The sequence below is a fragment of the Azospirillaceae bacterium genome (assembly GCA_028283825.1).
GTDB lineage: Bacteria > Pseudomonadota > Alphaproteobacteria > Azospirillales > Azospirillaceae > Nitrospirillum.
This window is the reverse complement of sequence record JAPWJW010000003.1, coordinates 2083452-2108616: the sequence shown is the minus strand read 5'-3', so window position 1 is coordinate 2108616 and position 25165 is coordinate 2083452. Positions and strand designations below refer to the sequence as shown.

At 67.4% G+C, this 25165-nt stretch carries 30 protein-coding genes, 2 tRNA genes and 1 pseudogene; 19 read left to right on the top strand and 14 right to left on the bottom strand.

Going from position 1 to position 25165, the window contains the following annotated elements; translation table 11 throughout:
* Positions 1–81: 81 nt before the first annotated feature.
* Both PW843_21635 and PW843_21630 read left to right on the top strand, forming a co-directional pair.
* On the top strand, positions 82–741 hold the full coding sequence (locus PW843_21635; protein MDE1149174.1) for an NAAT family transporter: 660 nt from the start codon (positions 82–84) through the stop codon (positions 739–741).
* A 207-nt stretch (positions 742–948) separates the two neighbouring features.
* A complete protein-coding gene (locus PW843_21630; protein ID MDE1149173.1) occupies positions 949–2652 on the top strand; it encodes an acyl-CoA dehydrogenase family protein in 1704 nt (567 codons plus the stop codon).
* A gap of 17 nt (positions 2653–2669) precedes the next feature.
* Here PW843_21630 and PW843_21625 read toward each other — a convergent pair whose 3' ends face one another.
* Together PW843_21625 and pspF are read right to left on the bottom strand one after the other, a co-directional pair.
* Positions 2670–4928 (bottom strand): PBP1A family penicillin-binding protein, encoded by a 2259-nt coding sequence (locus tag PW843_21625; GenBank protein ID MDE1149172.1) that lies wholly within the window; start codon positions 4926–4928, stop codon positions 2670–2672.
* A 271-nt stretch (positions 4929–5199) separates the two neighbouring features.
* Positions 5200–6285, bottom strand: coding sequence for a phage shock protein operon transcriptional activator (gene pspF, locus PW843_21620; GenBank protein ID MDE1149171.1), 1086 nt, complete (start codon positions 6283–6285; stop codon positions 5200–5202).
* Between the two features lie 235 nt (positions 6286–6520).
* Here pspF and PW843_21615 point away from each other — a divergent pair, with 235 nt between their 5' ends.
* From PW843_21615 to PW843_21590, 6 genes are read left to right on the top strand one after another with little or no spacing between them, the layout of a single operon-like run.
* Positions 6521–6691 carry a hypothetical protein gene (locus PW843_21615; GenBank protein MDE1149170.1) on the top strand — a complete coding sequence of 57 codons (171 nt, stop codon included), beginning with the start codon at positions 6521–6523 and terminating at the stop codon, positions 6689–6691.
* 14 nt (positions 6692–6705) lie between these two features.
* Positions 6706–7377, top strand: a complete 672-nt coding sequence (pspA, locus tag PW843_21610) for a phage shock protein PspA (GenBank protein MDE1149169.1) — start codon at positions 6706–6708, stop codon at positions 7375–7377.
* 7 nt (positions 7378–7384) lie between these two features.
* Positions 7385–7615 carry an envelope stress response membrane protein PspB gene (gene pspB, locus PW843_21605; GenBank protein MDE1149168.1) on the top strand — a complete coding sequence of 77 codons (231 nt, stop codon included), beginning with the start codon at positions 7385–7387 and terminating at the stop codon, positions 7613–7615.
* The gene (pspC, locus tag PW843_21600; GenBank protein ID MDE1149167.1) at positions 7612–8133 is read left to right on the top strand and encodes an envelope stress response membrane protein PspC; all 522 of its coding nucleotides are present in this window, start codon (positions 7612–7614) and stop codon (positions 8131–8133) included. The genes pspB and pspC overlap by 4 nt, the downstream gene beginning before the upstream one ends.
* Before the next feature lie 59 nt (positions 8134–8192).
* Complete coding sequence (locus PW843_21595) at positions 8193–8429, top strand: hypothetical protein (GenBank protein MDE1149166.1); 237 nt, start codon at positions 8193–8195, stop codon at positions 8427–8429.
* A gap of 14 nt (positions 8430–8443) precedes the next feature.
* Positions 8444–8665, top strand: a complete 222-nt coding sequence (locus PW843_21590; GenBank protein ID MDE1149165.1) for an envelope stress response membrane protein PspB — start codon at positions 8444–8446, stop codon at positions 8663–8665.
* Positions 8666–8848: 183 nt separating this feature from the next.
* Here PW843_21590 and PW843_21585 read toward each other — a convergent pair whose 3' ends face one another.
* Positions 8849–9514 (bottom strand): 3-oxoacid CoA-transferase subunit B, encoded by a 666-nt coding sequence (locus tag PW843_21585; GenBank protein ID MDE1149164.1) that lies wholly within the window; start codon positions 9512–9514, stop codon positions 8849–8851.
* Between the two features lie 14 nt (positions 9515–9528).
* Positions 9529–10233 (bottom strand): CoA transferase subunit A, encoded by a 705-nt coding sequence (locus PW843_21580; protein ID MDE1149163.1) that lies wholly within the window; start codon positions 10231–10233, stop codon positions 9529–9531.
* Positions 10234–10471: 238 nt separating this feature from the next.
* Here PW843_21580 and PW843_21575 point away from each other — a divergent pair, with 238 nt between their 5' ends.
* From PW843_21575 to PW843_21565, 3 genes are all read left to right on the top strand, one after another.
* Positions 10472–11107, top strand: coding sequence for a MarC family protein (locus tag PW843_21575; protein ID MDE1149162.1), 636 nt, complete (start codon positions 10472–10474; stop codon positions 11105–11107).
* A gap of 70 nt (positions 11108–11177) precedes the next feature.
* Positions 11178–11432, top strand: coding sequence for an Arc family DNA-binding protein (locus PW843_21570; GenBank protein ID MDE1149161.1), 255 nt, complete (start codon positions 11178–11180; stop codon positions 11430–11432).
* Positions 11429–11854 carry a type II toxin-antitoxin system VapC family toxin gene (locus tag PW843_21565; protein ID MDE1149160.1) on the top strand — a complete coding sequence of 142 codons (426 nt, stop codon included), beginning with the start codon at positions 11429–11431 and terminating at the stop codon, positions 11852–11854. Before PW843_21570 ends, PW843_21565 begins: the two co-directional genes overlap by 4 nt.
* Positions 11855–11860: 6 nt before the next feature.
* On the opposite strand, the gene PW843_21560 is transcribed toward PW843_21565, so the two are convergent.
* From PW843_21560 to PW843_21545, 4 genes are read right to left on the bottom strand one after another with little or no spacing between them, the layout of a single operon-like run.
* The gene (locus tag PW843_21560; protein MDE1149159.1) at positions 11861–12304 is read right to left on the bottom strand and encodes a DUF971 domain-containing protein; all 444 of its coding nucleotides are present in this window, start codon (positions 12302–12304) and stop codon (positions 11861–11863) included.
* Positions 12305–12321: 17 nt separating this feature from the next.
* The gene (locus PW843_21555) at positions 12322–12507 is read right to left on the bottom strand and encodes a Trm112 family protein (GenBank protein MDE1149158.1); all 186 of its coding nucleotides are present in this window, start codon (positions 12505–12507) and stop codon (positions 12322–12324) included.
* Between the two features lie 40 nt (positions 12508–12547).
* Positions 12548–13225: an LON peptidase substrate-binding domain-containing protein gene (locus PW843_21550; GenBank protein ID MDE1149157.1), complete on the bottom strand. Its 678-nt coding sequence runs from the start codon at positions 13223–13225 to the stop codon at positions 12548–12550.
* Between the two features lie 13 nt (positions 13226–13238).
* Positions 13239–14171, bottom strand: a complete 933-nt coding sequence (locus PW843_21545; GenBank protein MDE1149156.1) for a co-chaperone YbbN — start codon at positions 14169–14171, stop codon at positions 13239–13241.
* 302 nt (positions 14172–14473) lie between these two features.
* Between PW843_21545 and PW843_21540 the strand changes: the two genes are divergently transcribed.
* Together PW843_21540 and PW843_21535 are read left to right on the top strand one after the other, a co-directional pair.
* Positions 14474–14548 (top strand) — tRNA-Gly (locus tag PW843_21540).
* 111 nt (positions 14549–14659) lie between these two features.
* Positions 14660–14734: transfer RNA gene (locus PW843_21535), tRNA-Gly, on the top strand.
* An 80-nt stretch (positions 14735–14814) separates the two neighbouring features.
* Here PW843_21535 and PW843_21530 read toward each other — a convergent pair.
* The gene (locus tag PW843_21530) at positions 14815–15378 is read right to left on the bottom strand and encodes a TetR/AcrR family transcriptional regulator (GenBank protein MDE1149155.1); all 564 of its coding nucleotides are present in this window, start codon (positions 15376–15378) and stop codon (positions 14815–14817) included.
* A 144-nt stretch (positions 15379–15522) separates the two neighbouring features.
* Between PW843_21530 and PW843_21525 the strand changes: the two genes are divergently transcribed.
* Both PW843_21525 and PW843_21520 read left to right on the top strand, forming a co-directional pair.
* On the top strand, positions 15523–16188 hold the full coding sequence (locus PW843_21525; protein MDE1149154.1) for a glutathione S-transferase: 666 nt from the start codon (positions 15523–15525) through the stop codon (positions 16186–16188).
* A gap of 140 nt (positions 16189–16328) precedes the next feature.
* Positions 16329–16859, top strand: coding sequence for a hypothetical protein (locus PW843_21520; protein MDE1149153.1), 531 nt, complete (start codon positions 16329–16331; stop codon positions 16857–16859).
* Here the strand turns inward: PW843_21520 and PW843_21515 are convergent.
* Together PW843_21515 and PW843_21510 are read right to left on the bottom strand one after the other, a co-directional pair.
* The gene (locus PW843_21515) at positions 16810–17802 is read right to left on the bottom strand and encodes a transporter (protein MDE1149152.1); all 993 of its coding nucleotides are present in this window, start codon (positions 17800–17802) and stop codon (positions 16810–16812) included. The genes PW843_21520 and PW843_21515 overlap by 50 nt on opposite strands.
* 247 nt (positions 17803–18049) lie before the next feature.
* Positions 18050–18970, bottom strand: coding sequence for an AraC family transcriptional regulator (locus PW843_21510; GenBank protein MDE1149151.1), 921 nt, complete (start codon positions 18968–18970; stop codon positions 18050–18052).
* A gap of 205 nt (positions 18971–19175) precedes the next feature.
* Between PW843_21510 and PW843_21505 the strand changes: the two genes are divergently transcribed.
* A complete protein-coding gene (locus PW843_21505) occupies positions 19176–19931 on the top strand; it encodes an SDR family oxidoreductase (protein ID MDE1149150.1) in 756 nt (251 codons plus the stop codon).
* Positions 19932–19958: 27 nt separating this feature from the next.
* Here PW843_21505 and PW843_21500 read toward each other — a convergent pair whose 3' ends face one another.
* Entirely contained in the window at positions 19959–20378 is a 420-nt protein-coding gene (locus PW843_21500) for a CopD family protein (protein MDE1149149.1), read from the bottom strand.
* Between the two features lie 11 nt (positions 20379–20389).
* Positions 20390–21301 carry a LysR family transcriptional regulator gene (locus PW843_21495; GenBank protein ID MDE1149148.1) on the bottom strand — a complete coding sequence of 304 codons (912 nt, stop codon included), beginning with the start codon at positions 21299–21301 and terminating at the stop codon, positions 20390–20392.
* Between the two features lie 193 nt (positions 21302–21494).
* On the opposite strand from PW843_21495, the pseudogene PW843_21490 reads away from it, so the two are divergent.
* A pseudogene (locus PW843_21490) lies at positions 21495–22445 on the top strand (NAD(P)H-quinone oxidoreductase).
* A gap of 59 nt (positions 22446–22504) precedes the next feature.
* Here PW843_21490 and PW843_21485 read toward each other — a convergent pair.
* A complete protein-coding gene (locus tag PW843_21485) occupies positions 22505–23260 on the bottom strand; it encodes an SDR family oxidoreductase (GenBank protein ID MDE1149147.1) in 756 nt (251 codons plus the stop codon).
* A 202-nt stretch (positions 23261–23462) separates the two neighbouring features.
* On the opposite strand from PW843_21485, the gene PW843_21480 reads away from it, so the two are divergent.
* Together PW843_21480 and PW843_21475 are read left to right on the top strand one after the other, a co-directional pair.
* Positions 23463–24017, top strand: coding sequence for a flavin reductase family protein (locus tag PW843_21480; protein MDE1149146.1), 555 nt, complete (start codon positions 23463–23465; stop codon positions 24015–24017).
* A gap of 226 nt (positions 24018–24243) precedes the next feature.
* On the top strand, positions 24244–25134 hold the full coding sequence (locus PW843_21475; protein MDE1149145.1) for a DMT family transporter: 891 nt from the start codon (positions 24244–24246) through the stop codon (positions 25132–25134).
* The last annotated feature ends 31 nt before the right edge of the window (positions 25135–25165 follow it).

Sequence of the window (25165 nt, the reverse complement as noted above, 5' to 3'; positions counted from 1 at the left end):
GGCGGCGGCCAACGCTACTCTGCCCGCCGGACCCGCGATGGGCGCGGGACCTTGAGGTGCATTAAGAAGCGGGGGCTGGCGTTGGACTTACCGTCGTTCGTGGCGTCGTGGCAGGAATACAGCAAGTTCGTCATCGCGCTGTTCGCCATCCTGACGCCCTTCGCCGCCATTCCCATCTTCCTGGGGCTGACCGAGGGCCGCAGCCAGCGCGAGCGCAACGCCATCGCGCGCCAGGCGGTGATGACGGTGGCCACCGTCCTGATCGTCTCCGCCTTGGTGGGCGACCTGGTGCTGCGCCTGCTGGGCACCAGCCTGGACAGCTTCCGCGTCGGCGGCGGCCTGGTGCTGCTGCTGATCTCCCTCTCCATGCTGAACGCCAACGTGTCGGCCATGAAACAGACGGAGGGTGAGGCCAGCGAGGCCGAGCAGCGCAGCGCCATCGGCGTGGTGCCCCTGGGCCTGCCCCTGCTGGCCGGCCCGGGCGCCATCTCCGCCGTCATCATCCAGATGCAGAAGGGCCATGGCGCCGTCCATGGCGGCCTGATCATCGCCTGTATCGTCTTCGTCTGCCTGCTGCTATGGGGCGCCCTGCACCTGGCCGTTCCCATCGGCAACCGCCTGGGCCAGATCGGCCTGAACATCATGAGCCGTCTGTTCGGCCTGCTGCTGGCCGCCGTGGCGGTGGAAACCATCACCACCGGCCTGCGCGCCCTGTTTCCGGGTTTGGCCGGGGGTATGTGAGCGTTCAAATGTCCCTCAGGCGCCGGGCGCCAGCATCCGCCGGCTTGGGGCTTCCTCGTTTTGCAGTCCACTTCGTTCCCCGCAAACTCCGGCGGCTGCGGTCGCAGCCTACAGCGGCATGAGCAGAAGTCTCATGCCGCTGGTATGAGACTTCCCCGGGGCGGATCGAATGGCGCACACTCGCGGCCAGGAGGGAGAGAACGCGCCATGATCGAGCCTGATGAGGTTCCCCGCACCGCCCGGGGCACCAACCTGTACATCGACGACATCAATCTGCAGCGCCTGCTGGAACGCCGCGCACCGGATGAGTTGGGGCGACAGGAAGACCGGCTGGCCGATTTCGGCGCCTGGGCCGGCGGGCCGCTGGACGAACAAGCGGAATACACCGACCGCCACGCCAACCCGCACTTCCTGCCCCAGCCCTACGGTCCCAACGGGCCGGAACCGGGCCGCATCGTCTTCAACCCCCGTTACCTGGATTGCCATGCGGAGGCCTATCGCCGGGGTGCGGTGGGCCTGCCCTATCAGAAGGGGTCCTCCGGTCGGCACCTGGCCTGTTTCACCATGGGCTACCTGCTGAGCCAGGCGGACGTGTCCATCCATTGCCCGGTGACCATGACCGGCGCCGTGGCGCACGTGCTGGACACCATCGCGCCGACGGCGTTGCGCGACCGCTTCCTGCCCAACCTCACCCGCATGGACGGCAAGGCCCTGTCCGGCGGCACCTGGGCCACCGAACTGCACGGCGGGTCGGACGTGGGCGCCACCACCACCCGTGCCGTCAAGACCGACGCGGCCTGGGCCCTGCACGGCCTGAAATGGTTCACCAGCAACGCCGGATCCGGCCTGGCGCTGGCCACCGCCCGCCCGGACGGTGCTGCGGAGGGAAGCAAGGGCCTTGGGTGCTATCTGGTGCCCAGCCACCTGGACGATGGCCAGGCCAACGCCTACGCCATCCGCCGCCTGAAGGAAAAGGTAGGTACCCGCGGCCTGGCCACGGCGGAACTGGACTTGAATGGTGCCCTGGCGTTCGAGGTGGCGGGGCCGGGCGACGGGCTGAAGGTGATGATGGCGGCGCTGGAATACAGCCGCATCCACAACGCCGTGGCGTCGGCCGGCCTGCTGCGCCGCGCCTTCGTGGAATCGCTGGGCTGGTCGGCCCACCGCCCCGCCTTCGGCCAGCCGGTGGTCAACTACCCCATGGTGCAGGACCAGTTGCTGGACATGCAGATGGAGGTGGAGGCGGCGGTGGCCCTGTCCTTCGAATCGGTGTTCGCCTTCGATGCCCTGGCCACCGGGGAAAGCGAGGGCGAGCAGGGCGGCGACTGGTTGCGCCTGGTCACGGCGCTCGCCAAGTACCGCACCGCCGACCAGGCCGTGCGCGCCTGCCGCACCGCCGTCGAGATGGTGGGCGGCAACGGCTATACCGAGGAATTCCCCACCGCGCGGCTGTACCGCGATTGCCTGGTGACCGCGGTGTGGGAAGGGCCGGCCAACATCCAGGCGCTGGAACTGCTGCGCCTGGTGGCGGGCAAGCGGCCGGGCGACCAGATCTTCCTGGCCCGCGTGGGGGCTGCCCTGTCCGACCTGCCGCCCCGCGCGGGCGACACCGCCGCCATCCTGGAAGGCGCCCTGGAGGAATGCCGGGCCGCCCTTTCCCATTTGCGCCGCAATCCGGAACAGGCGCCGCGCCACGGCCGCCGCCTGCTGGACCTGCTGTCCGACACCCTGGCGGCGGCGTTGCTGTGTGAGGAGGCGGTGGCCGACCTGAAGCTGGGCGACGCCCGCAAGCTGCTGGTCGCCAACCGCTTCACCCACCGCGTGCTGGCCCACCACAACCCCATCGCCACGGAGATGGAGCCGGCGCTGGCGGCGTTCGAGGATGTGATCCTGTATCAGCCCATCGACTGAACGAGAGCCTCCTCTTCCTACTCCTGCGACTTCAGCTTCTTCAGCAGGTCGCCGATGGCGTCAGACTTGCCGCTGGTGTCGGTGTTGTCGTCATCGTCGTCTTCCTTCTGCACCGCCTCGGGCTTGACCTGGCCGGTGGTGTCGACAGCGGGTACGCCAGCGGACGGGAGCGAGGGCGCACCGTCCAGGGGCACGGTTTCCACCGTGGCCATGGGCGGCACGGCCGGGCCGTCGGGCGCCTGGTTCTGCTGGACGGCCGGCTGCAGGGGGATGAGGTCGCGCGACGGGAGGCCCTGTTCCAGGTCGGTCATGATGGCCTTCCACAGCTTCGCCGGCAGGGTGCCGCCGGTGATGCGCTTCATCTCATCGCCATCGTCATTGCCCAGCCAGACGCCGGTGACGTAGTCGGCGGTGAAACCCATGAACCAGGCGTCGCGATAGTCCTGGGTCGTGCCGGTCTTGCCGGCGATGGGCCGGTCGGGCAACTGGGCCGAACGCCCGGTGCCGATCTGCACCACGCCCATCATCATCCGCACCAGGTTGGCGTCGTCGCCGGCGGCGATGGCGTAGCCGGCCCCCGTGCCCTTGCGCTGGTACAGCAGGTTCTCGTCCGCGTCGCGGATTTCGGTGATGCCATAGGGGAAGACGGCGCGGCCGCCGTTGGCGATGGCGGTGTAGGCACCCGTCAGTTCCAAGGGCGTCACCTCGCTGGTGCCCAGCGCCAGCGACAGGTCGCGGCGCAGGGGGGCGGTGATGCCCAGGCGGCGGGCCACGGCGATGGCATGGTCGATGCCGACACTTTCCAGCAAGCGGATGGTGGCGGTGTTGACGGAATGGGCCAACGCCGTGCGCAACGGGATTTCGCCCATGTAGCCGGGCTCGAAGTTCTTCGGTTCCCACTTCCCGCGCTTGTAGGGGGCGTCCAGGATGGTGTCGTCGGGCATGCGGCCCGCCTCCAGCGCCGCCAGGTAGACGAAAGGCTTGAACGACGATCCCGGCTGCCGCATGGCCTGGGTGGCGCGATTGAACTGGCTTTCGTCGTAGTCGCGGCCGCCCACCATGGCCTTCACGGCACCATCCGGCGCCATGATGACGACGGCGGCCTGATGCACGTTGGCGGCGGCACCAGGACCGTTCAGGATCTCCGCCACGTGGCTGGTGGCGGCCCGCTGCATCTTGGCATCATAGGTGGTGTGGACCACCAGGTCGCCGTGGTTGGGCCCGATGAAGGCGTTGACCTGGTCGGCCACCCAGGCGGCGAAGTAACGACTGTCGCCCTCCACGGCCGGGTTGCCGCGCGGCTGCGCCGGCTGATTCACTACCGCCTTGGCCTGTTCCACCGTGATGTAGCCGGCGTCCACCATGGTGGCCAGGACCACGGCCATGCGCTGTTCGGTGCGTTCGTTGTTGGCGCTGGGCGAGTATTTCGACGGCGCCTTCAGCAGGCCGGCGATGATCGCCGCCTCCCGCAAGTTCACGTCCGCCGCCGACTTGTTGAAATATGTCCGCGCCGCCGCGTCCACGCCGTAGGTGCCGGAGCCCAGGTACACCCGGTTCAGGTAGGCGCCCAGGATCTGGTCCTTGCTGTAGCGATGCTCCAGCATCAGGGCCAGCATGGCCTCCTGCACCTTGCGGCGCATGTTCTTGGCCGGCGACAGGAACAGGTTACGGGCCAGCTGCTGGGTGATGGTGGAGGCGCCCTGGCGCATGTGGCCGGTGCGGTAATCGGTCCAGGCCGCCCGCGCGATACCGATCGGATCGATACCGAAATGGCCGTAGAAGCGCCGATCCTCCACCGCCAGGACGGCGTGGACCAGGTCGGGCGAAACCTCAGACACCTCCAGCGTTTCGCCGCGCATGTCGCCGAAGCGCGCCAGCTTGCTGCCGTCATCAGCCAGCACGGTGACGGCGGGGCGGCGCTGGAACTGCGCCACCTGGCTGATTTCCGGCAGGTCGTAGGCGAAGTAGGCGACGAAAGCCGCCAGGAAGATCAGCCCCCAGATGGACAGGACGATCAGCGCCCGCGCCCACCACGGCAGGCGCCGCCGGGCGGCCGGGCGGCCCTTGGGCGAACGCCGCTTGGGCGGCGGCGGACGACGGCGCGGCGGCTGGCCGCCGGCATCGCCGCCATCCATGTCGTCATCCTCTTCCCGCACGCGGGGCCGGGCCGCGACCTTGGGCGGCGCCTTGACCGAAACGGGCTTGCGCTTGGGCGCCGGCTGGCTGCCCACGGGGCGGAAGGCACGCAGCGAGGTGTCGTTATCGTCGTGGCTCAACGGCGGCGGCTCGAAGTAAGGCGCGTCAAGGGCGCCGTAAGACCAAGGAAAGCGAAAAACAGGGCCTGTCTAGGCGACGGGGAACGACACCTGAAGCGCCGGCTGGTCAATCCTGCCCCCCAAGGGCCTATGACCTTCACCGGTGAGTCGAAGTCCCCGTCCATTCTTAACGTCAGCGTTAGAAGGCAAAATGGGCGTTTTCAGGGCGGCGTTTCGTCGCGCCGATTTTCTCACGTCCGCGTCCCACCCGGCCCGTCCCAGCCGGGCCATCTCACTCCGCCGCGGCCCGGCGGTCCAGCAGGTCGTACTTGCGAAGATATCCCCGGAACTGGTGGTAGTTCAGGCCCAGATCGGCGGCGGCGCGTTTCTGGTGGAACTGGTTGCGTTCCAGCGCCGCGCGCAACAGCGCCTTCTCGAAATCCGCCACATGTTCCAGGAAGTTGCAGGGACCGCTGGGCAGCGCCGGGCCCGCGGCGGGTGCCGGGGCCGGCGATGGGGCGGCGACTGCCTCCTCCCGCCCGTCATCCCCGCCGGCGGGCCCGGCCCGGCGATCCCCCGGCATGGCCGTGGGCCGGAAGGGCGACTCGAAGGGGTCGAACACCACCTCGTCAATGGCGCGCTCCGCCCCCTGGGCCCGATAGACCGCGCGCTCCACCACGTTCTTCAGTTCACGGATGTTGCCGGGCCAGGCATAGGCCAGCATCTCCGCCATCGCCCTGGGCGCGAATCCCGGAAAGAAGGGCCGGCCCAGTTCGCGCGCCATGGCGATGCCGAAATGGTCCACCAGCATGGGGATGTCATCGGTGCGCGCCCGCAGGGGCGGGATGGTCACCACGTCGAAGGACAGGCGGTCCAGCAGGTCGGCGCGGAACCTTCCGGCAGCGGCCATCCGCGGCAGGTCGGCGTTGGTGGCGCCCACCACGCGCACATCCACCGCCACCGTCTGGGTGCCGCCCACGCGTTCGAACTCCCCATACTCGATGACGCGCAGGATCTTCTCCTGCACGGCGGGAGAACTGGTGGCGATCTCATCCAGGAACAGGGTGCCGCCGTCGGCCAGTTCGAACCGGCCGACATGGCGTTTGGCCGCCCCGGTGAAGGCGCCCTGCTCATGCCCGAACAGCTCCGTCTCCAGCAGGGTTTCGGACAGGGCCGCGCAGTTCAGCTTGATGAAGGGCTTGTCCCAGCGGGCCGACAGGTAATGCAGGCGGGCCGCCACCAGTTCCTTGCCGGTGCCGCGTTCGCCGATGACCAGCGTGGGGCGGTTCAACGGGGCCGCCCGCGACACGTGTTCCATCAGATGCAGGAAGGACGCAGCCTGGCCGACCAGGGACGGCGGGGTAGCGGAAGACGCCATCGGTGATTCGCTTCATGGAAGAAAGGGGGACTGTCTGGCGGATGATCGCATCGATTGGCGAAATTCGCCACATAATCGTCGAAACGGATAACTCAACCACCATCGCCTAGTGGCGGCACAACTCATGTTTCGTTATATATCAATACCTTATATTGTTTTCCCAAACTGGCACGCCCCTTGCTGATGTAGGGACACACGATCGAATGCAAGGGCTTCATCGAAGGGGAATGCAGCGATGACCGACCACACGATCCATGACCAGTCCGGCGACGCCGGTTTTTTCGCCAGCCGGGCCCAGAGCCATCTGGCCATGTTGGCGGCGGATTTCCGCGCCGTGCCGGTGGAAGCTTGGATCATCCTTGCGGTCGCCACCGTGTTGAGCAACCTTTTCATCGCCCTCGCCTGAAGGAGACCTGACTCATGGGCATCTTTTCGCGCCTCAGCGACATCATCAATTCCAACCTGAACGCCATCCTGGATCGCGCCGAGGAGCCGGAGAAGATCATCCGCCTTGTCATCCAGGAGATGGAAGACACGCTGGTCGAGGTCCGTTCCGCCGCGGTGAAGACCGTGGCGGAGAAGAAAGAGATCGAACGCCGCCTGGTCGAGCTTCGCCGTGAGGCGGAGGAATGGCAGCGCAAGGCCGAGCTGGCCCTGTCCAAGGACCGTGAGGACCTGGCCAAGGGCGCCCTGATGGCCCGCGCCAAGATCACCGAGTCCGCCGACAGCCTGACCACCGACCTCGCCCGCCTGGACGAGGTGCTGGCCAAGACCAACGACGACGTCGGCCAGCTGCAGGCCAAGCTGCAGGACGCCAAGACCCGCGAGCGCACCATCATCGCCCGCCAGAAGACCGCCACGGCGCGTCTGAAGGTGAAGACCCAGTTGCACGACGGCCGCATCACCGACGCGTTTTCGCGTTTCGAGCAGATCGAGCGTAACCTGGATGTCCTCGAGGGCAAGTCCGAGGTCCTGGATTTGGGCCGCAAGCGCAGCCTGGCGGATGAAATCGCCGAGCTGGAGAGCAACGACAAGGTCGAATCCGAGCTGCAGGCCCTGAAGGCCAAGCTGGCGACCAAGAACCAGGGGTAATCAGTCCATGGATTTGGATGGTCTCGTCGCAGTCCCAATCATCTTCATGGTCATTGTGGCGCCTGTTTGGATCATCGCCCACTATGTGACCAAATGGCGTGTGGCCAAGACCCTGTCCGTGGATGACGAGCGCATGCTGTCGGACCTGTGGCACAGCGCCACCGAAATGGACAGCCGCATCCAGCAGCTTGAGAAGATCCTGGATGCGGAGGCCCCTGGCTGGAGGGCACGGCAATGACTGGTAGACGTCCCAACCCGCCGCCCTTCCCGGGGCGGCGGCCGGGGGAAACGGGTTCCGGCAAGCGGGACTGGTCCGGCGGCGACCGCTGGACCAATCCCACCGCCGGCGGCCCCGGCGATGGCGGCAGCCCGTTCGGCAGCCCCAACCCCCACCGACTGTTCCGCAACCCGCAGGCGGGCAAGCTGGCCGGCGTCTGCGCCGGTGTCGCGGATTACTTCAGCGTCGATGCCTGGCTGGTGCGCCTGGGCGTCATCCTGGGCCTGGTGTTCTTCTTCCCGGCCACGGTGATCGCCTACATCGTCCTGGCGTTCGTGCTGAAACCGCAACCCAACGGCCTGTACACCAGCCGCGAGGAAGAGGTGTTCTGGCGCTCCGTCACCACCCGGCCGGATCAGACCCTGGCCGGCCTACGCGCCAAGTTCCGTGACCTGGATCGCGAGATCGGCAGCATGGAGACCGCCGTCGCGTCGCGTGAATTCGACCTGCGGCGGCAGTTCAAGGATCTGGAAAAATAACTTAAGCTTGCGGGCCGCGTTCCCGTATCGATCACGCGGCCCTGACAACGGGGGCGTGCATGCAGGAAGTTATTTTGCCCATCCTGGTCTTCTCCATCCCGATAGTCTTGATCGTGATGCGGAACCTGACCAGGTGGCGGGTTCTGGACCAGGAGATCCTGCGCCAGCAGGCGGAATTCTCCCGCCGTTTCGGCGCCTTCGACCAGCTGGAGGATCGCGTCGCCCGGATGGAGCGGCACGTGACCAGCCCCGAATTCGACCTTAACCGCAAGCTCCGCCAATTGGCCGGGGAATGACCGGGAACCGAACCATGCAAGAAATCATCCTGCCCATCATGGTCTTCTCCATCCCCATCATCGCCATCGTGATGCGCAACCTCACCAAATGGCGGGAGATGCAGGCACAGTCCATGAACCTGAACGGCAGTGCCGCCGGCGACCTGCTGCACCGCGCCGACCGCCTGGAACAGCGGGTGCAGCAGCTGGAACGCCTGCTGGACGCGGAATCCCCCGGCTGGCGGGCTAGGGCTTAGTTTTACGCGCCCTCAATCGCCGGGCGCCGGCATCCGCCGGCTGGGCTTCCTCGATTTCCAGTCCACTTCGTTCCCCGGAAATCTGCGGCGGCCCCGGTCGGGACCTAGGAAATTGGCACTTCAAATAAAACGGGCCGCCCATCTTGCGAGGGGTGGCCCATTCTTTTCAGTGCTGCGTCCGGATCAGAGCCCGGGGCCGACCTTGAACTCGGCTTCGGTCTTCTGCTTGATCTCGTCCACGGTAACGCCCGGCGCCACCTCGACCAGGGTCAGGCCGGAACCGCCTTCCTTGTCGACCGCGAAGACGCCCAGGTCGGTGACGATCATGTCCACCACCTTGGTGCCGGTCAGCGGCAGGGTGCAGGCCTTCAGGATCTTCGGTTCCAGGGCGCCGGTCTTCTTGTCGACGGCGCAGTGTTCCATCACCACCACCACCTTCTTCACACCGGCCACCAGGTCCATGGCGCCGCCCATGCCCTTGACCATCTTGCCCGGGATCATCCAGTTGGCGAGATCGCCGTTGGCCGCCACCTGCATGGCGCCCAGCACGGACAGGTCGATATGGCCGCCGCGGATCATGCCGAAGCTGTCGGCGGAGCTGAAGAAGCTGCTGTCCGGCAGTTCGGTGATGGTCTGCTTGCCGGCGTTGATCAGGTCCGGATCCTCTTCCCCCTCGTAGGGGAAGGGGCCCATGCCCAGCATGCCGTTCTCGCTCTGCAGCGTCACGTGCACGCCGTCGGGGATGTAGTTGGCCACCAGGGTCGGGATGCCGATGCCCAAATTGACGTAGAAACCGTCGCGCAGCTCCTTGGCGGCGCGGGCGGCGATGTCCTCACGGGTCCAAGCCATCGTGGTGTTCTCCCTTACGCGCGCGGCCGGGTGGTGCGCTGTTCGATGCGCTTTTCGAACTTGGCGCCCTTGACGATGCGCTGGACGAAGATGCCGGGGGTGTGGATGTGATCGGGGTCGAAACTGCCCGGTTCCACCAGATCCTCGACCTCCGCCACCGTCACCTTGCCGGCGGTGGCCATCATCGGATTGAAGTTCCGCGCCGTCTTGCGATAGACGAGGTTGCCGGCGGTGTCGCCCTTCCACGCCTTGACGATGGACAGGTCGGCGACGATGCCGCGTTCCATGACGTAGGTCTCGCCATCGAACTCGCGCAGTTCCTTGCCCTCGGCCACCAGCGTGCCCACGCCCGTCTTGGTGAAGAAGGCGGGGATGCCCGCACCACCGGCGCGGATGCGTTCCGCCAGCGTGCCCTGGGGGTTGAATTCCAGCTCAAGCTCGCCCGACAGGTACTGCTGGGCGAACAGCTTGTTCTCACCCACGTAGCTGCTGACCATCTTCTTGATCTGCTTGGTTTCCAGCAGCAGGCCCAGGCCGAAGCCGTCCACGCCCGCGTTGTTGGAAACGACCGTCAGCCCGGTCACGCCTGAGAGGCGGATCGCTTCGATCAGGTTTTCCGGGATGCCGCACAGGCCGAAGCCGCCGGCCATGACGGTGATGTCGTTGCGCAACAGCCCGGCCAGGGCGGTTACCGCGTCGGGGTAGACCTTCTTGCTCATCGTGTTTCCGGACGGCCCCCTAGATGTTTTGGATTCAGGTACCCGCCGGCACTGCCTGACCGACGCACCTGTAGACTTGCTTACGGCGGCTTGGGTGACGAGTCAACGCGGCCTCCCCGCCTATGCCGGCAGGCCTGATCCCTGCCGGGTGCAGGCTTGCAGCATTCGCCCCGACGCGCTAGATGCTGGATGGTCTGCCGGTACGCCCGGTTTTCCGTCAAATGGGCGCCCGATCCCCGTGCTGGACCTTATCCTCACCACCGCCGTCGCCCTATTCGTCACCATCGATCCGGTGGGGCTGGGCCCCATGTTCGTGGGCCTGACGGCCGGCATGGACCAGCGTTTCCGCCGCCGCATGGCCATCAAGGGTGTCGCCATCGCGGCGTTGATCCTGTTCTTCTTCGCGTTTGCCGGCGACCTGCTGTTGCGGGCGCTGGGCATCGGTTTCGCCGCCTTCCGCATCGCCGGCGGCGTGCTGCTGATGCTGGTGGCCATCGATATGGTGTTCGCCCGCGAGAGCGGCGTGCGCACCGCCACGGCGGATGAGCGGGAGGAGGCGCGCCACCGTGCCGACATCTCCGTCTTTCCGCTGGCCATCCCGCTGATTAGCGGCCCCGGCACCATGACCACCATCGTGCTGTTCATGGGCCGCGCCCACGGCGACCCCGCCCAACAGGCCATCGTGCTGGGCGTGCTGGCCGGCATCCTGGCCCTGACCCTGGCCGTGCTGCTGTTCGCCGGCCAGGTCAGCCGGGTCCTGGGCGTCACCGGCATCACGGTGCTGAACCGTGTGCTGGGCATTTTGCTGTCGGCCCTGGCCTGCCAGTTCGTGATCGATGGGCTATTGGCCAGCGGAATATTCCACGGGAATTGATCACGGTTGCCCCGCTGCATGCGTTTTGTCAGAATGCATGCATTCCCAGCAAGGCGGGAGATTTACCACCATGCCTTCCATCACCGTCAGAAACGTGCCGGATGAGGTCCATCGCGCGCTGCGTGTGCGCGCGGCTCAACATGGGCGTAGCGCCGAGGCGGAAATTCGCGACATTCTGGAACGGGCCGTGAAGCCGGAGCAGCGCCTTCGGTTGGGGGACGCCCTGTCAGCGCTGGGGCGGGATGCCGGCCTGACCAACGAAGACCTGGCCGTCTTCGATGACATAAGGGAAAAGACACCGGCTGAGCCGATAACGTTCGAATGATCGTCTTGGACACAAACGTCGTTTCGGAGGCGATGAAGCCGGCCCCTGATCCAGCTGTGCTCACTTGGTTGAACAACCAGGCAGCGGAGACGCTCTACCTGAGCACCGTGACATTGGCCGAGCTATCGTTCGGCATCAAGAATCTACCAGAGGGGCGCCGGAAGGACGCGCTGGCTCACGCCGCCGACCGCCTGCTGCCCCTGTTCGACGGCAGGGTTTTACCCTTCGATGCGCAGGCAGCGCACCACTATGCGACATTGGCCGTCGTGGCCAAACAGCGCGGCCTCGGTTTCCCGATGCCGGACAGCTATATCGCCGCCATCGCGGATTCCCGCGGCTTCATCGTGGCCTCACGCGATACCCGCCCTTACGAAGCAAGCGGCGTGGCAGTGATAAATCCCTGGGCAAAGGGAAACCCTTGAACGCGTTCAGCCGCAGCCCCCGCCACCCGACCCGCAGCTGGGGCCATGGCGGTGGGCGGCCTGGTCGCGGTTGAGGCCCTGGGCCTCCAGCGCCGCCAGGTAGCCGGCCCAGCGCTCGTCATATTCCAGGCCCAGCTCGTACAGGTACTTCCAGGAGAAGATGCCGGTGTCGTGGCCGTCGTCGAAGATCAGGCGCACGGCGTAATTGCCGATGGGCTCCAGCTCCGCGATGGCGATGGTGCGCTTGCCGGGCACGGTCTGCTTCTGGTCGGGACTGTGGCCCTGGACCTCGGCGGACGGGCTTTCCACCCGCAAATATTCCGCCGGCAGGGTGGCGCGGGCACCGTCATCGAAGGTGATGACAAGATCACGCTCCGCCCGCCTGTAGCGGATTTCCGTGGGCCAGTGCCGGGTGCCGAAGGCGTCGGTGGCGAAGTTTTCCTGGGTCATGGCCTGAACCTCAATCGTCAATCATCGAGCGGCCGGGCCTCGTCCACCAGCATGATGGGGATGCCGTCGCGGATGGGATAGGCCAGGCGGGCCTGCGGGCTGACCAGTTCCTGGCGGGCGGCGTCATAGCTGAGCGGCCCCTTGGTCAGCGGGCAGACCAGGATCTCCAGCAGCTTGGGATCGACCTTGGCGGTATCGGACATGTTCGGGACCTTCGAAAACAGGAAACTCAGGGGCGCGCCCTTAGTGACGCAAGGGGCCGCCCGCCGCCGATTCATGCACCGCCATGCGGATCAGCGCCAGCAGCATCGACGCGCGGGCGGTGAAATCCTCAGCCTCCAGCAGGCCTTGCTTCTCGGCGGGCGTGAAGGGGCACAGCATGGCCAGGGTGGAGACCAGCTGTTCGTCCGGCGCGCCCTCCAGCGCCTGCCAGTTCACCTGCAGGTCGCGGCGGGCGAAATAGGGCTTCAGCCGGTCGAACAGGCCGGTGCGGTCGAAACCACCTTCCGCCGGTGCCGTGTAGTCGTCGGCGAAGGGCGACCAATCGGCCACGACGCGGCGATAGCCGCGCATGGTCGAAACCTCTTCCCGGACGCGGAAGCGGCAGAGACCGGTCAGCGTGATCAGGTAGCGGCCGTCGTCGGTCTCGGCGAAGGCGGTCAGGCGGCCACAGCAGCCGACCCCGGCCAGTGGCGGTTCCGCCGCGGCCGTGCCCGTTCCGCCGCCCTCCGCCCCCGGTTCAACCGGCTGGATCATGCCGATCAGCCGGTCGCCGCCCAGGCTGTCCTGCACCATGGCCAGGTAGCGCGGCTCAAAGATGTTGAGCGGCAGGCGGGCGCGGGGCAGCAGCAAGGCCCCCGTCAGGGGGAAGACGGGGATGCTGGTCGGCAGTTTTTCGAAGGTGGGGGCGAAGGGGTTCAAGGCCGGTCGCCGATCACGAGAACAGGATGGAGGAAAGCTTGCGGCGACCGGCCACCGCCAGCGGGTCCTTGAAGCCCAGGGCCTCGAAGAACTTCACCAGCTGCTTGCGCGCCGCCTGCTCGTTCCACTCACGATCCCGCTTCACGATGTCCAACAGATGGTCCACCGCCTTTTCCTGCTGGCCGCCGGCATAGAGCGCCAGCGCCAGGTCATAGCGCGCCTGGTGATCCTCGGGATTGGCGGCGACGGCCCGCTCCAGATCGCCCAGAGGGCCCATCTCGGCCGCCTGCTTGGCGAGATCGATCTGGGTGCGCAGGGCCACCAGTTCCGGCGCCTTGGCCAGGGCCGGCGGCGCCTGGGCCAGCATCTCCTCCGCCGTGTCCTGCTGGCCCGCCGACAGCAGGCAGCGGATCAGGCCGGCATAGGCCTGGGCGTTCTCCGGATCCTCGCCCAGCACCTCGTTATAGAGGGCGGCGGCCGTCTGGGCGTCGCCGGCGTCCAGCAGCTGGGCCGCCTCTTCCAGCACGGCGGCGATATCGGCGCCACCGGGAACGCCACCGGCCATCTGCACCAGGCGCTCGATGAACTGCTTCACCTGGCTTTCCGGCAGGGCGCCGGTGAAGCCGTCCACCGGCCGGCCCTGGAAGAAGGCGTAGACGGCCGGGATGGACTGGATGCGCAGCTGGCCGGCGATGGCCGGGTTCTGGTCGGTGTCGATCTTGACCAGCTTCACCGCCCCCTTGGCGGCCAGCACGGCCTTTTCGATGATGGGGCCCAGCGTCTTGCAGGGGCCGCACCACGGCGCCCAGAAGTCCACCAGCACCGGCACCTCGCGTGAGGCCTCGACGACGTCGGCCATGAAGGTCCGGTCGCTGCCTTCCTTGATCAGGCTGGCCTTGTCCACGGGGGTGTTGCCGCCGGCGGGGGCACTGGTCGGGAACTGCATGGGATTTCTTTCCTTCTGGACATCGACTGGCTGGACGTCGGCTGGCTGGATATCGGGGGCAATGCGGGGCCCCGGCATAGGACACTGACATGATCGCGCGGGCACCCGGCCGCAAGGGGTGGCCCTGAACCGGAACCGGCGAATGACCGGTCCCTTATAGCCGTCCCCGCGCGGGGAAAAAAGCCGCCCGATTTTTATCGGAAAAAAGCACTTGCATTCGATCGACGCCTGCATATTATCCGCGCTCACCGCCGGGGGGCACTGATCGCCACAAACGATCACGCCGAACGACGGGACGGAGCGCGGGCGTAGCTCAGGGGTAGAGCACAACCTTGCCAAGGTTGGGGTCGAGGGTTCGAATCCCTTCGCCCGCTCCAGTCTCCCAGCCGGAAGGCCGGGGGACAAGCGATGAAAAGGCCGGGCCGCCAGGTTCGGCCTTTCGCTTTTAGGTGAAGCCTTCCTTCGGGCAAGGTTTGAGAGTTTGGTACGCGGGCGTAGCTCAGGGGTAGAGCACAACCTTGCCAAGGTTGGGGTCGAGGGTTCGAATCCCTTCGCCCGCTCCAGTCTCTCAAGGAAACGGATCCTCTTAAAAAGTTGAGCACGAAAAACGGCCCCATCGGGCCGCTTTCGCCATGAGCGCAGCTCAGGCCGGCAACAGCCCGGCCGCGCGATAGCCGTCGACCAGCGCGTCGAAAACCGCGATATCCGCCCGGCTTCGGGCCAGCAGTTGCGCGCCGGCGACGGCGGCGAAGATGGCCCGGGCCCGCGCCTGGCTTTCCCCTGCGGCAACAATGTCCGCCGCCGTCAGCACCCGGGCCAGCCAGGCCACATTGACGTCGGCGAAGGCCTGCACCTCTTTCTGCACTGCCGGCGGCAGGTCGTCATATTCCGCCGACATGAAACTGCACAGGCACAGCCGGTTTCCGTTGGCCAGCGACCTGCGGAATATATCCGGGTATTGGCGCAGGCAGGCCAGGGCATCGCCCGTTTCCGCCAGCATGGCGTCAAGGGCAGCGGCCGCATCCTCCCAGTAACGCTTGGCGACGGCGGCCCCCAGGTCGGCCTTGCCGGGGAAGTGGTAATAGATGCTGGCGGCCTTGATGCCCACCTCCTCCGCCAGGTCGCGGAAATTCAGGCCGCCATAGCCACGGGCCTGCGCCGTCCGTCGCGCCGCCGCCAGGATGGCTTCCTTGGCATTGACCGTCATCACGCTTCCTCCTCACCGTCACCAACCTGCCAATTGGTAGATAAGCCTTGACGGCCGGAAATTGAAGCTTTATCTGATTGTCTACCATTTGGCAGGTAGGCAACGTGCCCCGCCGAATGGGAAACGGATTCTCCAAAGGAAGCGATGATGAAGATTTACGACTGGCCCACCGGCCCGTACCCGGCCCGCGTGCGCATCGCCCTGGCCGAAAAGGACCTGCAATCCCGCATCCGGTTCGTGACGGTCGACCTCTGGAAGGGGGAACACAAAAAGCCGGATTTCCTGGCCAAGAATTACGCCGGCACGCTGCCGGTGCTGGAACTGGACGACGGGACGCTCATCGCCGAGTGCACGGCCATCACCCAGTACCTGGACACGCTGGACGGCGCGCCGACCCTGACCGGTACGACCCCACGCGCGCAGGGCATGATCCACATGATGAACAAGCGCGCGGAACTGGAACTGCTGGACGCCCTCAGCGTCTATTTCCACCACGCCACGCCGGGCCTGGGGCCGGATGTGGAGGTCTATCAGAACGCCGAATGGGGCCTGCGCCAGCGTGATAAGGCCCTGCGCGGCATGCGTTATTTCGACGGCATCCTGAAGACCCGGCCCTTCGTCGCCGGCGACACCTTCTCCATGGCCGACATCACCGTCATCGGCGGCCTGATCTTCGCTGGCCTGGTGAACCTGCCGGTGCCGGCAGAGTGCGAGGCCCTGCTGGCCTGGCATGCCCGCGTGCGGGAACGCCCCAGCGTCCGGCACCAACTGTCGTTGTCAGCGCCAACTCCGACGTCCGCCTTAAAATAGTGACCCTGCGGTAAGGCCGGGCGCCCGGCCTTACACCTGCCCGGAATGCATATAAAACAAACCGACTAGATGGTTTGTTTTATGATGGAGGCCTGCTACAGTGCCGGCGGCAAGACACCCCAGCGCAAGGAGCAGGCCCCATGTCCCCCCAATTCATCCGTCCCCTCATCCGCCCTTTGGGCGCGGCGGCGCTGCTGGCACTGGCGGCCGGCTTGTCAGGCTGCGGCCTGGTGGCCCTGCCGGCGCGGACCGCCAGCGCCGTGGTCAAGGCGGTGCCGCTGGCCGGCCGACGTCGCGGCCAAGCCGCTGGATGCCGCCGCCGACGCCATCGACTGATGCCCGTGGCCCCAATTCCAGGCACCGAGGGCGAAGGCATGCTTCCAGCGAAAGAAACCCGGCCGGACGTTTGCGAATGCTGCGGCGTGCGGTTGTCCCCACCGGAGGCGGCATGGCGCCGGAAGGCGGCCCACCGGCACCGCTGCCCCCAGTGCGATGCGGCGATGGCGACGGTGTCCCTGGTCGACATCCTGCTGGCCACGGCGTTCGCCGCCGCCATCGTCATGATGGTCACCGCCGCCTCCTTCGGCCCCGCCGACCTGGCGATCAGGACGACGGGGGCGTTCAGAACAAGCGGCGCCAGTGCAGCACCACCAGCGACACCAGGATGGTGAAGACCATGACGCCGCAGACCCACATGAAACCGGCGTCATGGCCGCTCCACGGCAGGCCGCCCACGTTCATGCCGAAGATGCCGGTGATCAGGTTCACCGGCAGCAGGATGGTGGTGACGATGGACAGGACATAAAGGTTGCGGTTCGTCGCCTCGCTGAAGCGGTTGGACAGTTCGTCCTGCAGCAGGCGGGCGCGTTCCTGCACCAGGTCCAGATCCTGGCCGACGCCGTCCAGCCGGTCGATGCCCTGGCGCAGGCGCGCCCTTTCCTCACCCCCGCACCAGCCGGGCAGGCGGCCCAGCGCCACGTTCAGGGCGGTGCGCTGCGGCCCCAGGTGACGGCGCAGGCGGGCCGACGTGCGACGGATGCGGCCCAGGGTGCCGCCCTCATCCTCCAGCCGGTCGGCCAGCAGCGCGTCCTCCACATCGTCCACGGCATCGGCCAGTTCGCTGACCTCCGCCGCCACCGTGTCGGTCAGGTGGAACAGCAGGTGGGCCACCAGGTCGATGGCGCCGGACGGCGCCAATCCCTGGGACACCGCGCGGCGCAACTGGTCCACCGCCATCAGCGGCTGGCGCCGCGCGGTGACGACCAGGCGGGCATCCATGTACAGCCGCAATTGGCCCAGCCCACCGGCCGGGTCGTCGAAGCGGTGATGCAAATCGGCCAGCACGCCGGTCAGCCCTTCACCCGCCGGTTCCAGGCGGAAATGGCTATCCTGGCCCAGCAAGGCCTGGCGGGCGCCGCGCGGCAGGCTGGGCATGGCCTCTATCCACTGCCGCGCCCGCACGTCCACCAGATTGAAGTGCAGCCAGACCAGGCCGTCCGGTTCGGCCAGCGCGTCATTGATCCCGGGCCAGGACACGGGCATCACCGCCCCGCCCCGGATCAGGAAGCCGCAGATCAGGCCGTGTTCCTCACTGATGTCCGCCGCCGTGCGCATGTCGTCCCCCGCCAACCCATGGGGGCGACCCGCCGCCCCAGGGATTGAGATGCGGCGTCAGGGCAACGCGCGTCAATGCCTTGATATATTACGGCTTTATGACAGGTGCTGTAGGCTGCGACCGCAGCCGCCGGAGCTTTCTGGGGAGCGTAGCGGACTGGAAAGTGAGGAAGCCCAAGCCGACGGATGTCGGCGCCCGGCGACTGAGGGGCGGCAGTTGAGCGGTCACGATCAAATGCCGCACGTATTAAGACAGTTGCGCAGCAACGATCATGGGGTCGGCCTTCAACTGAACGGCGTCGCGCTTGGGCGGGGCGCCGAACAGGCGGGCATATTCGCGGCTGAACTGCGACGGGCTTTCGTAGCCCACCTGATAGGCCGCCCCGGCCACGGTCGCGGCTTCCGCCACCATCAGGCGCCGCGCCTCCAGCAGGCGCAGCTGCTTCTGGAACTGAAGCGGCGTCATGGCCGTCAGGGTCTTGAAATGCTGGTGGAAAGACGACGCGCTCATATGCGCGGCCTGCGCCAGGTCGCCGACACGGACCGGGCGCGCCAGATCATCCCGTAATAGGCGGATGGCCTGGGCGATGCGCTGGGCCGCCCCGGTGGGCAGGGCCAGGGCCGCCATGGCGCCGCCGTTGGGGCCGGTCAGCAGCCAATAGCAAATCTCCCGCGTCAGGGCCGGGTACAGCACGGGGATGGCGGCCGGCGTGTCCAACAGGCGCATCAGGCGCAGCATGCAGTCGGCCAGCGCGCCGTCGCAGGATTGGACGAACAGGCTGGGGGGACCGGCGGCGGTGGGCGGGGCGGCGGGCGGCCGGTCCAACTGCCCCATCACCGCGCGCAGGGTGGCGACGTCCAGTTCCAGCACCATGCCCATATAGGGGATCTCGGCACTGGCGCGCGACACACGCCCGCTCATGGGCAGTTCCAGGCTGACCACCAGGGCCTGCATCTCGCCGTACTCGAATATCTGGTCGCCCAGCATGGCCTGCTTGGCGCCCTGCACCGACAGGCACAGGGAAGCGCGGAAGATGCGGGAATGGGGCAGCGACTGGGTGCTGCTGCGCAGCAGGCCCAGACCGTCGATGGGGGTGCCGAAGATGCCGTCACCCGGACGCTGGGCGTCCATGTACCGGCGCAGCACGCCCTTCAGTTCCGATGACATGGGATCGGCCCCAGCTTTTGGAAATCAGGCGCCAACCATAAGCCCATAACCGTGGCCGGGCCGCCCCGAAAGCGCGGCGTTTGGAGGATCAGGCAGATAATTCGAGGCTTCCGGCATTCAAGCCCCCGCGGCCCGGCCGTAGAGTCCGGCCCGTTACCAATGCCTGGAGGGCCCGGCCATGAGCCAAGAGATCACAGACTTTTCAATGCCCAAGATCACCCTGATCACCGGCGGCAGCCGGGGCCTGGGCCGCAACACCGCCCTGAACGTGGCCCGGCGCGGCGGCGATGTCATCCTGACCTACCACACGAATAAGGCAGAGGCGGATGCGGTGGTCGCGGCCATCGGCGAGATGGGCCGCAAGGCCGTGGCCCTGCCCCTGGACTGCGGCGCCATCGCCACCTTCCCCGCCTTCGTCCAGGCGGCGCGCGAAACGCTGGCCCAGACCTGGGGCGACGGCCACATCGACGCCTTGGTCAACAACGCCGGCACCGGGCTGGTCAAGCCGATCGCGGAGATGACGGAGGCGCTGTTCGACCAGCTGTGCGACGTGCACTTCAAGGGCGTCTATTTCCTGACCCAGGCCCTGTTGCCGCTGATCCGCGACGGCGGGCGCATCGTCAACATCTCCAGCGGCCTGACCCGCGTCAGTTTCCCCGGATCGTCGGCCTATGCCGCCATGAAGGGGGCGGTGGAGGTGATGACCCGCTATATGGCGCGGGAATTCGCCGGCCGCGGCATCACCGCCAACACCGTGGCCCCGGGGGCCGTGGTGACCGACTTCAACGGCGCCCACCTGCGCAACAATGAGAACCTGCGCCAGGTGGTCGCCAGCTTCACGGCGTTGGGCCGCGTGGGCGAGCCCGACGACATCGGCCCCATGGTCGCCACCCTGCTGAGCGGCGCCAACCGCTGGGTCACCGGCCAGCGCATCGAGGCGTCGGGCGGCATGGTGCTGTAGGTTCGGGCGCCATTGAAGGCGCACCGATCAGAACGGCTTGGTGATCACCAGCGCCACGATGCCCACGGCGATCAGCACGATCAACGGCAGCAGGATGCGGGCCCGGGCGCGGGCCTTGGCCACGTCCTGCGTGCCGGCCGCCAGGCGGCGCAGGTTGGCCGATTGCATGCCGTGGATGCCCGACAGGATCAGCACCAGCACCAGCTTGGCGTGCAGCCAGCCGGCGGCGAACCAGCCGGCCGTGATGGCCAGCGTCAGCCCCAGGCCCCACACCAGGATCAGGGCCGGGCCGGTGACCCAGCGGTGCCAGCCGCGCACGGCCCGCCACAGCTTGGGGCCGGCCGTGTCCGGCCCGGCATGGGCCAGCATGATGCCCGCCGCCAGCAGGCCGATGACGAAGACCGTCGCGGCGGCGGCGTGCAGGGAGACCAGGGCGAGATAGGGCATCGGTCGATCCTTCAGGGTTCCCAGCGGGGCGGGTGGCCGATATGGGCCTTCAACGCGTCGATGAAGGCCTTCAGCTTGGCCGACGGCTGCGGCAGGGCGCGCAGCAGATGGATGCCGGCGACCCGTGTGTTCCAGAGTTCGCCCATGGGGAGCAAGCGGGTCAATTGTCCCACCCGTACATCCGGCCCCGCCACCCAGCTGGGCAACAGGGCGATGCCCAGCCCGGCCAGGGCCGCCAGACGCAGGGCCTCGAAATCATCGCACTTGAAGACATCGGCCCCGATGGCCGGTGGGTGGCCCAGCACATCGGCCCAGCCCAGCAGGTCGGCGCCGTGCAGCTTGTCCAGCAGGCGATGGTCGTGCAGGTCCTCGACACTCTCCGGCACGCCATGGCGGTCGAGATAGCCGGGGCTGGCCACCAGCAAGCGCCGCTGGTCCGCCAGACGGGTGGCGATCAGCGTGCTGTCGGCCAGGTCGCCGATGCGGATGACGGCGTCCAGCCGGTCCAGCACCGGGTCGGCCAGCCGTTCGGTCAGGTCCAGTTCCACCGTCAGGCGCGGATGCGCCGCCATCAGCCCTTCCAGGACGGGGATGACGTACCGCTTGCCGAAGGTGGGAAAGCAGGCGATGCGCAGCAGGCCCGCCACGGCGCCATCCATGGCCGAGACCTCGGCATGGGTGTCGGCCAGATCATCCAGCAGGCGTTGCGCCCGTTCGAACAGCCGTTGCCCCGCGTCGGTCAGCGACAGGGCGCGGGTGGAGCGGACCAGCAGGCGGACGCCCAGGTCGTCCTCCAGCCCGTCCACCTGCCGCACGACGGAGGATGGGGTGACGGAGCGGCGCCGGGCGGCGGCGGAAAAACTGCCCAGCCGCACCACCTCCACAAACACCGCCAGATGTTCGGCGAACTTCGGATCCCGCATCCAGCCCTCATCTTTGCATAAGGCGCACAGGCCTTTCGACCAGCCGCTTCCTTATCGGCGACCAAACTTGCCGTCATTCTTCCCTTCGACAGCCACCGGCCGCAAGGGCCGGTATGAGAAGTGGAGAAGATCGTGGCACAAGACGCAAAGATAGGGCCGATGCAGGCCATCCGGTTTCGATGATTTCGGCGATGCCGATGTCCTGTACCTGGCCGACGCGCCGGCACCGGCCCTGCGCCCCACCGACCTGCTGGTGGCGGTGAAGGCGGCGGGCGTGAACCGGGCCGACCTGACCCAGCGCCGCGGCGGCTACGGCCGGCCCGATTTCGGCGACAGTCCCGTCATGGGGCTGGAGATCGCGGGCGAGGTCATCGCCGTCGGGGCGGAAAGCCAGGGTTATGCCGTGGGTGACCGGGTGATGGGCATCGTCGGCGGCGGCGCCTATGCCACCCTGGCCCGCATCGACCACCGCATGGCCATGCCCATCCCGGCCGGCCTGGACTATGTCGAGGCCGCCGCCATCGCGGAGGTGTTCGTGACGGCGCATGAGGCCCTGGTCCACCTGGCGCAGTTGCAGCCGGGGGAAACGGCGCTGATCCACGCCGCGTCCGGCGGGGTGGGATCGGCGGCGGTGCAACTGGCCCATGCCGCCGGCGCCCGCGTTATCGCCACCACCGACCCGGCCAAGGCGGCTGGCGTGCGCGCCCTGGGCGCCGACATCACCATCGACTACAAGGCCCGCGACTTCGCCGAGGCGGTGGATGAGGCGACGCAAGGGCGGGGCGTGGATGTCATCGTCGATTTCATCGGCGCGCCCTATCTGGAGCGCAACATCCGGTCCCTGGATTACGGCGGCCGGCTGGTGCAGGTCGGCATCATGGGCGGGGCGGAGGGGGCGACCCTGCCGCTGGAGACCTTGCTGTACCGCCATCTGCGCATCATCGGCACGGTGATGAAGTCCCGCCCGCAGGCGGTGAAGCACGCCATGACCCGGCGCTTCGCCGAGCGCTGGCTGCCGGCCTTCGGCGACGGCACCCTCCGCCCGGTGATCGACAGCACCTGGCCGCTGGCCCGGGCCGCCGACGCCCATCGCCGCATGGAAAGCGGCCTGGGTTTCGGCAAGATCATCCTGACCATGGCGTGAACACGAAAACGGGGGCGGGCAACCGCCCACCCCACGCTTTCGACCGGTTTTGTTTACGCTTAGACCTGGGCCATGCCGCCGTCGGCGAACAGCTCGGCACCGGCCACGAAGCTGCTGTCGTCCGACGCCAGGAACAGCACGGCCTTGGCGATCTCATCCGGGTCGGCGACGCGGCCCAGCGGCACCTGACTGGCCAGGTAGTCCACCAGGCCCTGCTGCTGGGCGGCGTCGGGACCGGCCAGTTCCACCAGGCCGGGGGTCTTCACCGGGCCGGGGCTGATGACGTTGACGCGGATGCCGCGGTCCTTCAGGTCCAGGGTCCAGCTGCGGGCCAGGTTGCGCACCGCCGCCTTGGAAGCGCTGTAGATGCTGAACGCCGCCGTGCCCATGATGCCGGTGGTGGACCCGGTCAGGATGACGCTGGCGCCGTCCACCAGCAGGGGCAGGGCCTTCTGCACCGTGAACACCACCGCCTTCACGTTGCGGCCGAAGATGTCGTCGAACTGTTCCTCGGTGATGCTGCCCAGCGGCAGCATGTCGCCACCGCCGGCATTGGCGAACAGCACGTCGATGCGGCCGGCCTCGGCCTTCACCCGTTCGTAGAGGCGGTTCAGGTCGGCGGCCTTGGCGCTGTCGGCCTGGACGCCGGTGGCGTTGGGGCCGATGGCGGCGACGGCGGCCTCAAGCTCCGGCAGACGGCGGCCGGTGACGAACACCCGGGCGCCCTCGGCGGCGAAACGTTTGGCGGTGGCCAGACCGATGCCGCTGGTGCCACCGGTGACGACCGCGACCTTGCCTTCCAACTTGCGAGCCATTTTCTCTTCTCCATCAATCGCTTGTTTGTGATGCCCCGGTGTGGGGCGGCTGATGAAGAGAAGGTAGCGCCGGACGTTGATCACCAAAATAGCAATGACTGAAAACTATCGTTCCATATTTGACGTGCATGACTGGTGGTGAGGGTTGACGCGTGCCCACGCGTTCCGATCTTGGGGTAGGACAACGGAACGGAGGTATCCCATGATCCCGAAGGTGGATTTCCCGGTGGCCAAGGTGCGGCGCTATCTGGAGCCCGGCCCCATCGTGCTGGTGTCGTCGGCCCACAAGGGACGGACCAACATCATGACCATGGGCTGGCACACGGTGATGGAGTTCAGCCCGTCCCTGGTCGGCTGCGTCATCGCCGCCGGCAACCACAGCCACGCCCTGGTACGTGACAGCAGCGAATGCGTCATCAACCTGCCGACCACCGCCCTGACCGACACCGTGGTCGGCATCGGCAACACCAGCGGGGCGGAGATCGACAAGTTCGACCATTTCGGCCTGACGCCGGTGAAAGCGTCCCACGTGGCCGCGCCCCTGATCGCCGAATGCCACGCCAGCTTCGAATGCCGCCTGGCCGACGATGGCCTGGTCGACCGCTACGGCTTCTTCATATTCGAGGTGGTGAAGGCGCATGTGGCCACCCACCCGGAACATCCCGAAACCCTGCACTACACCGGCGACGGCGTGTTCATGGTGGCGGGCAAGACCATCAGCCGGCGCCATCTGTTCCGGCCGGGCATGCTGGATTGAAACCAGCGGCATGAAACTTCGATTCATGCCGTTGTCGGCCGCGACTGCGGCCGCCGGAGGTTTCCGGGGAGCGGCGCGGACTGGAAATCGAGGACAAGCCTAGCCGGCGGATGCCGGCGCCCGGCGCCTGAGGGGATAAGCATGTGATATCAGCCCTCGGAAAGTCGCTCTACAGACCGGCGTCGCGGGGCGTTAGGGTCCGCGCCTTCCCAACCGGACCCGCCAAATGTCGCCCCGCCTGTACCTGATGTTCCCCTTCCTGGCCGTGCTGATCTGGACCGGCAACAACCTGGTGACCAAGCTGTCGGCCGGGACGCTGCCGCCCAGCGTCATCGCCTTCGACCGCTGGCTGCTGGCCTTCGTGCTGCTGACGCCGTTCTGCCTGCGCGGTGCCTGGGCGCGCCGCGCCGTCATCCGCCAGCATGTGGGACAGATCGCCGTGCTGGGCCTGCTGGGCATGGCCATGTACCAGGGTCTGGCCTATTTCGCCGCGACCTACACCAGCGCCACCAACATCGGCATCTTCGTGGCCCTGGTCCCGCTGGTGACCATGGTGATCAGCAGCCTGTGGCTGCGCGAGGCGCCGGGGCCGATGGCCATCGCCGGCGGCCTGATCTCGCTGGCCGGCATCCTGTGCGTGCTGGCCCAGGGGGACGCCACCCGGCTGCTGTCCCAGGGCGTGGGCCGGGGCGACGCCCTGATGCTGGGCGCCTGCATCGCCTATGCCGCCTATGGCGTCTGCCTGCGGCGCTGGCCCCTGCCCCTGCCGGTGTGGACCTCGCTGTATGCCCAGGTGATGGCGGCGCTGGTCTTCCTGTTGCCGGGGTACCTGCTGGCGCCGCCCACGCCGGCCACCATGGCCGGCGCCATGCTGATCCTGTACGCGGGCATCCCGGCCTCCATCCTGGCGCCGGTGTTCTGGATGCAGGGGGTGAAGCACCTGGGCCCCGGCCGCACCGCCATCTTCATGAACCTGGTGCCGGTGATGACGGCCGCGCTGGCCGCCATCCTGCTGGGCGAGGTGATGCACCCCTATCACCTGCTGGGCGGCGGCCTGACGGTGCTGGGCATCGTGCTGACCCAGCGCCGGCCGGCACCGAAGCCGGCCGTGGCTTAGTATTTACGCTTTCCCTCAATCGCCGGGCGCG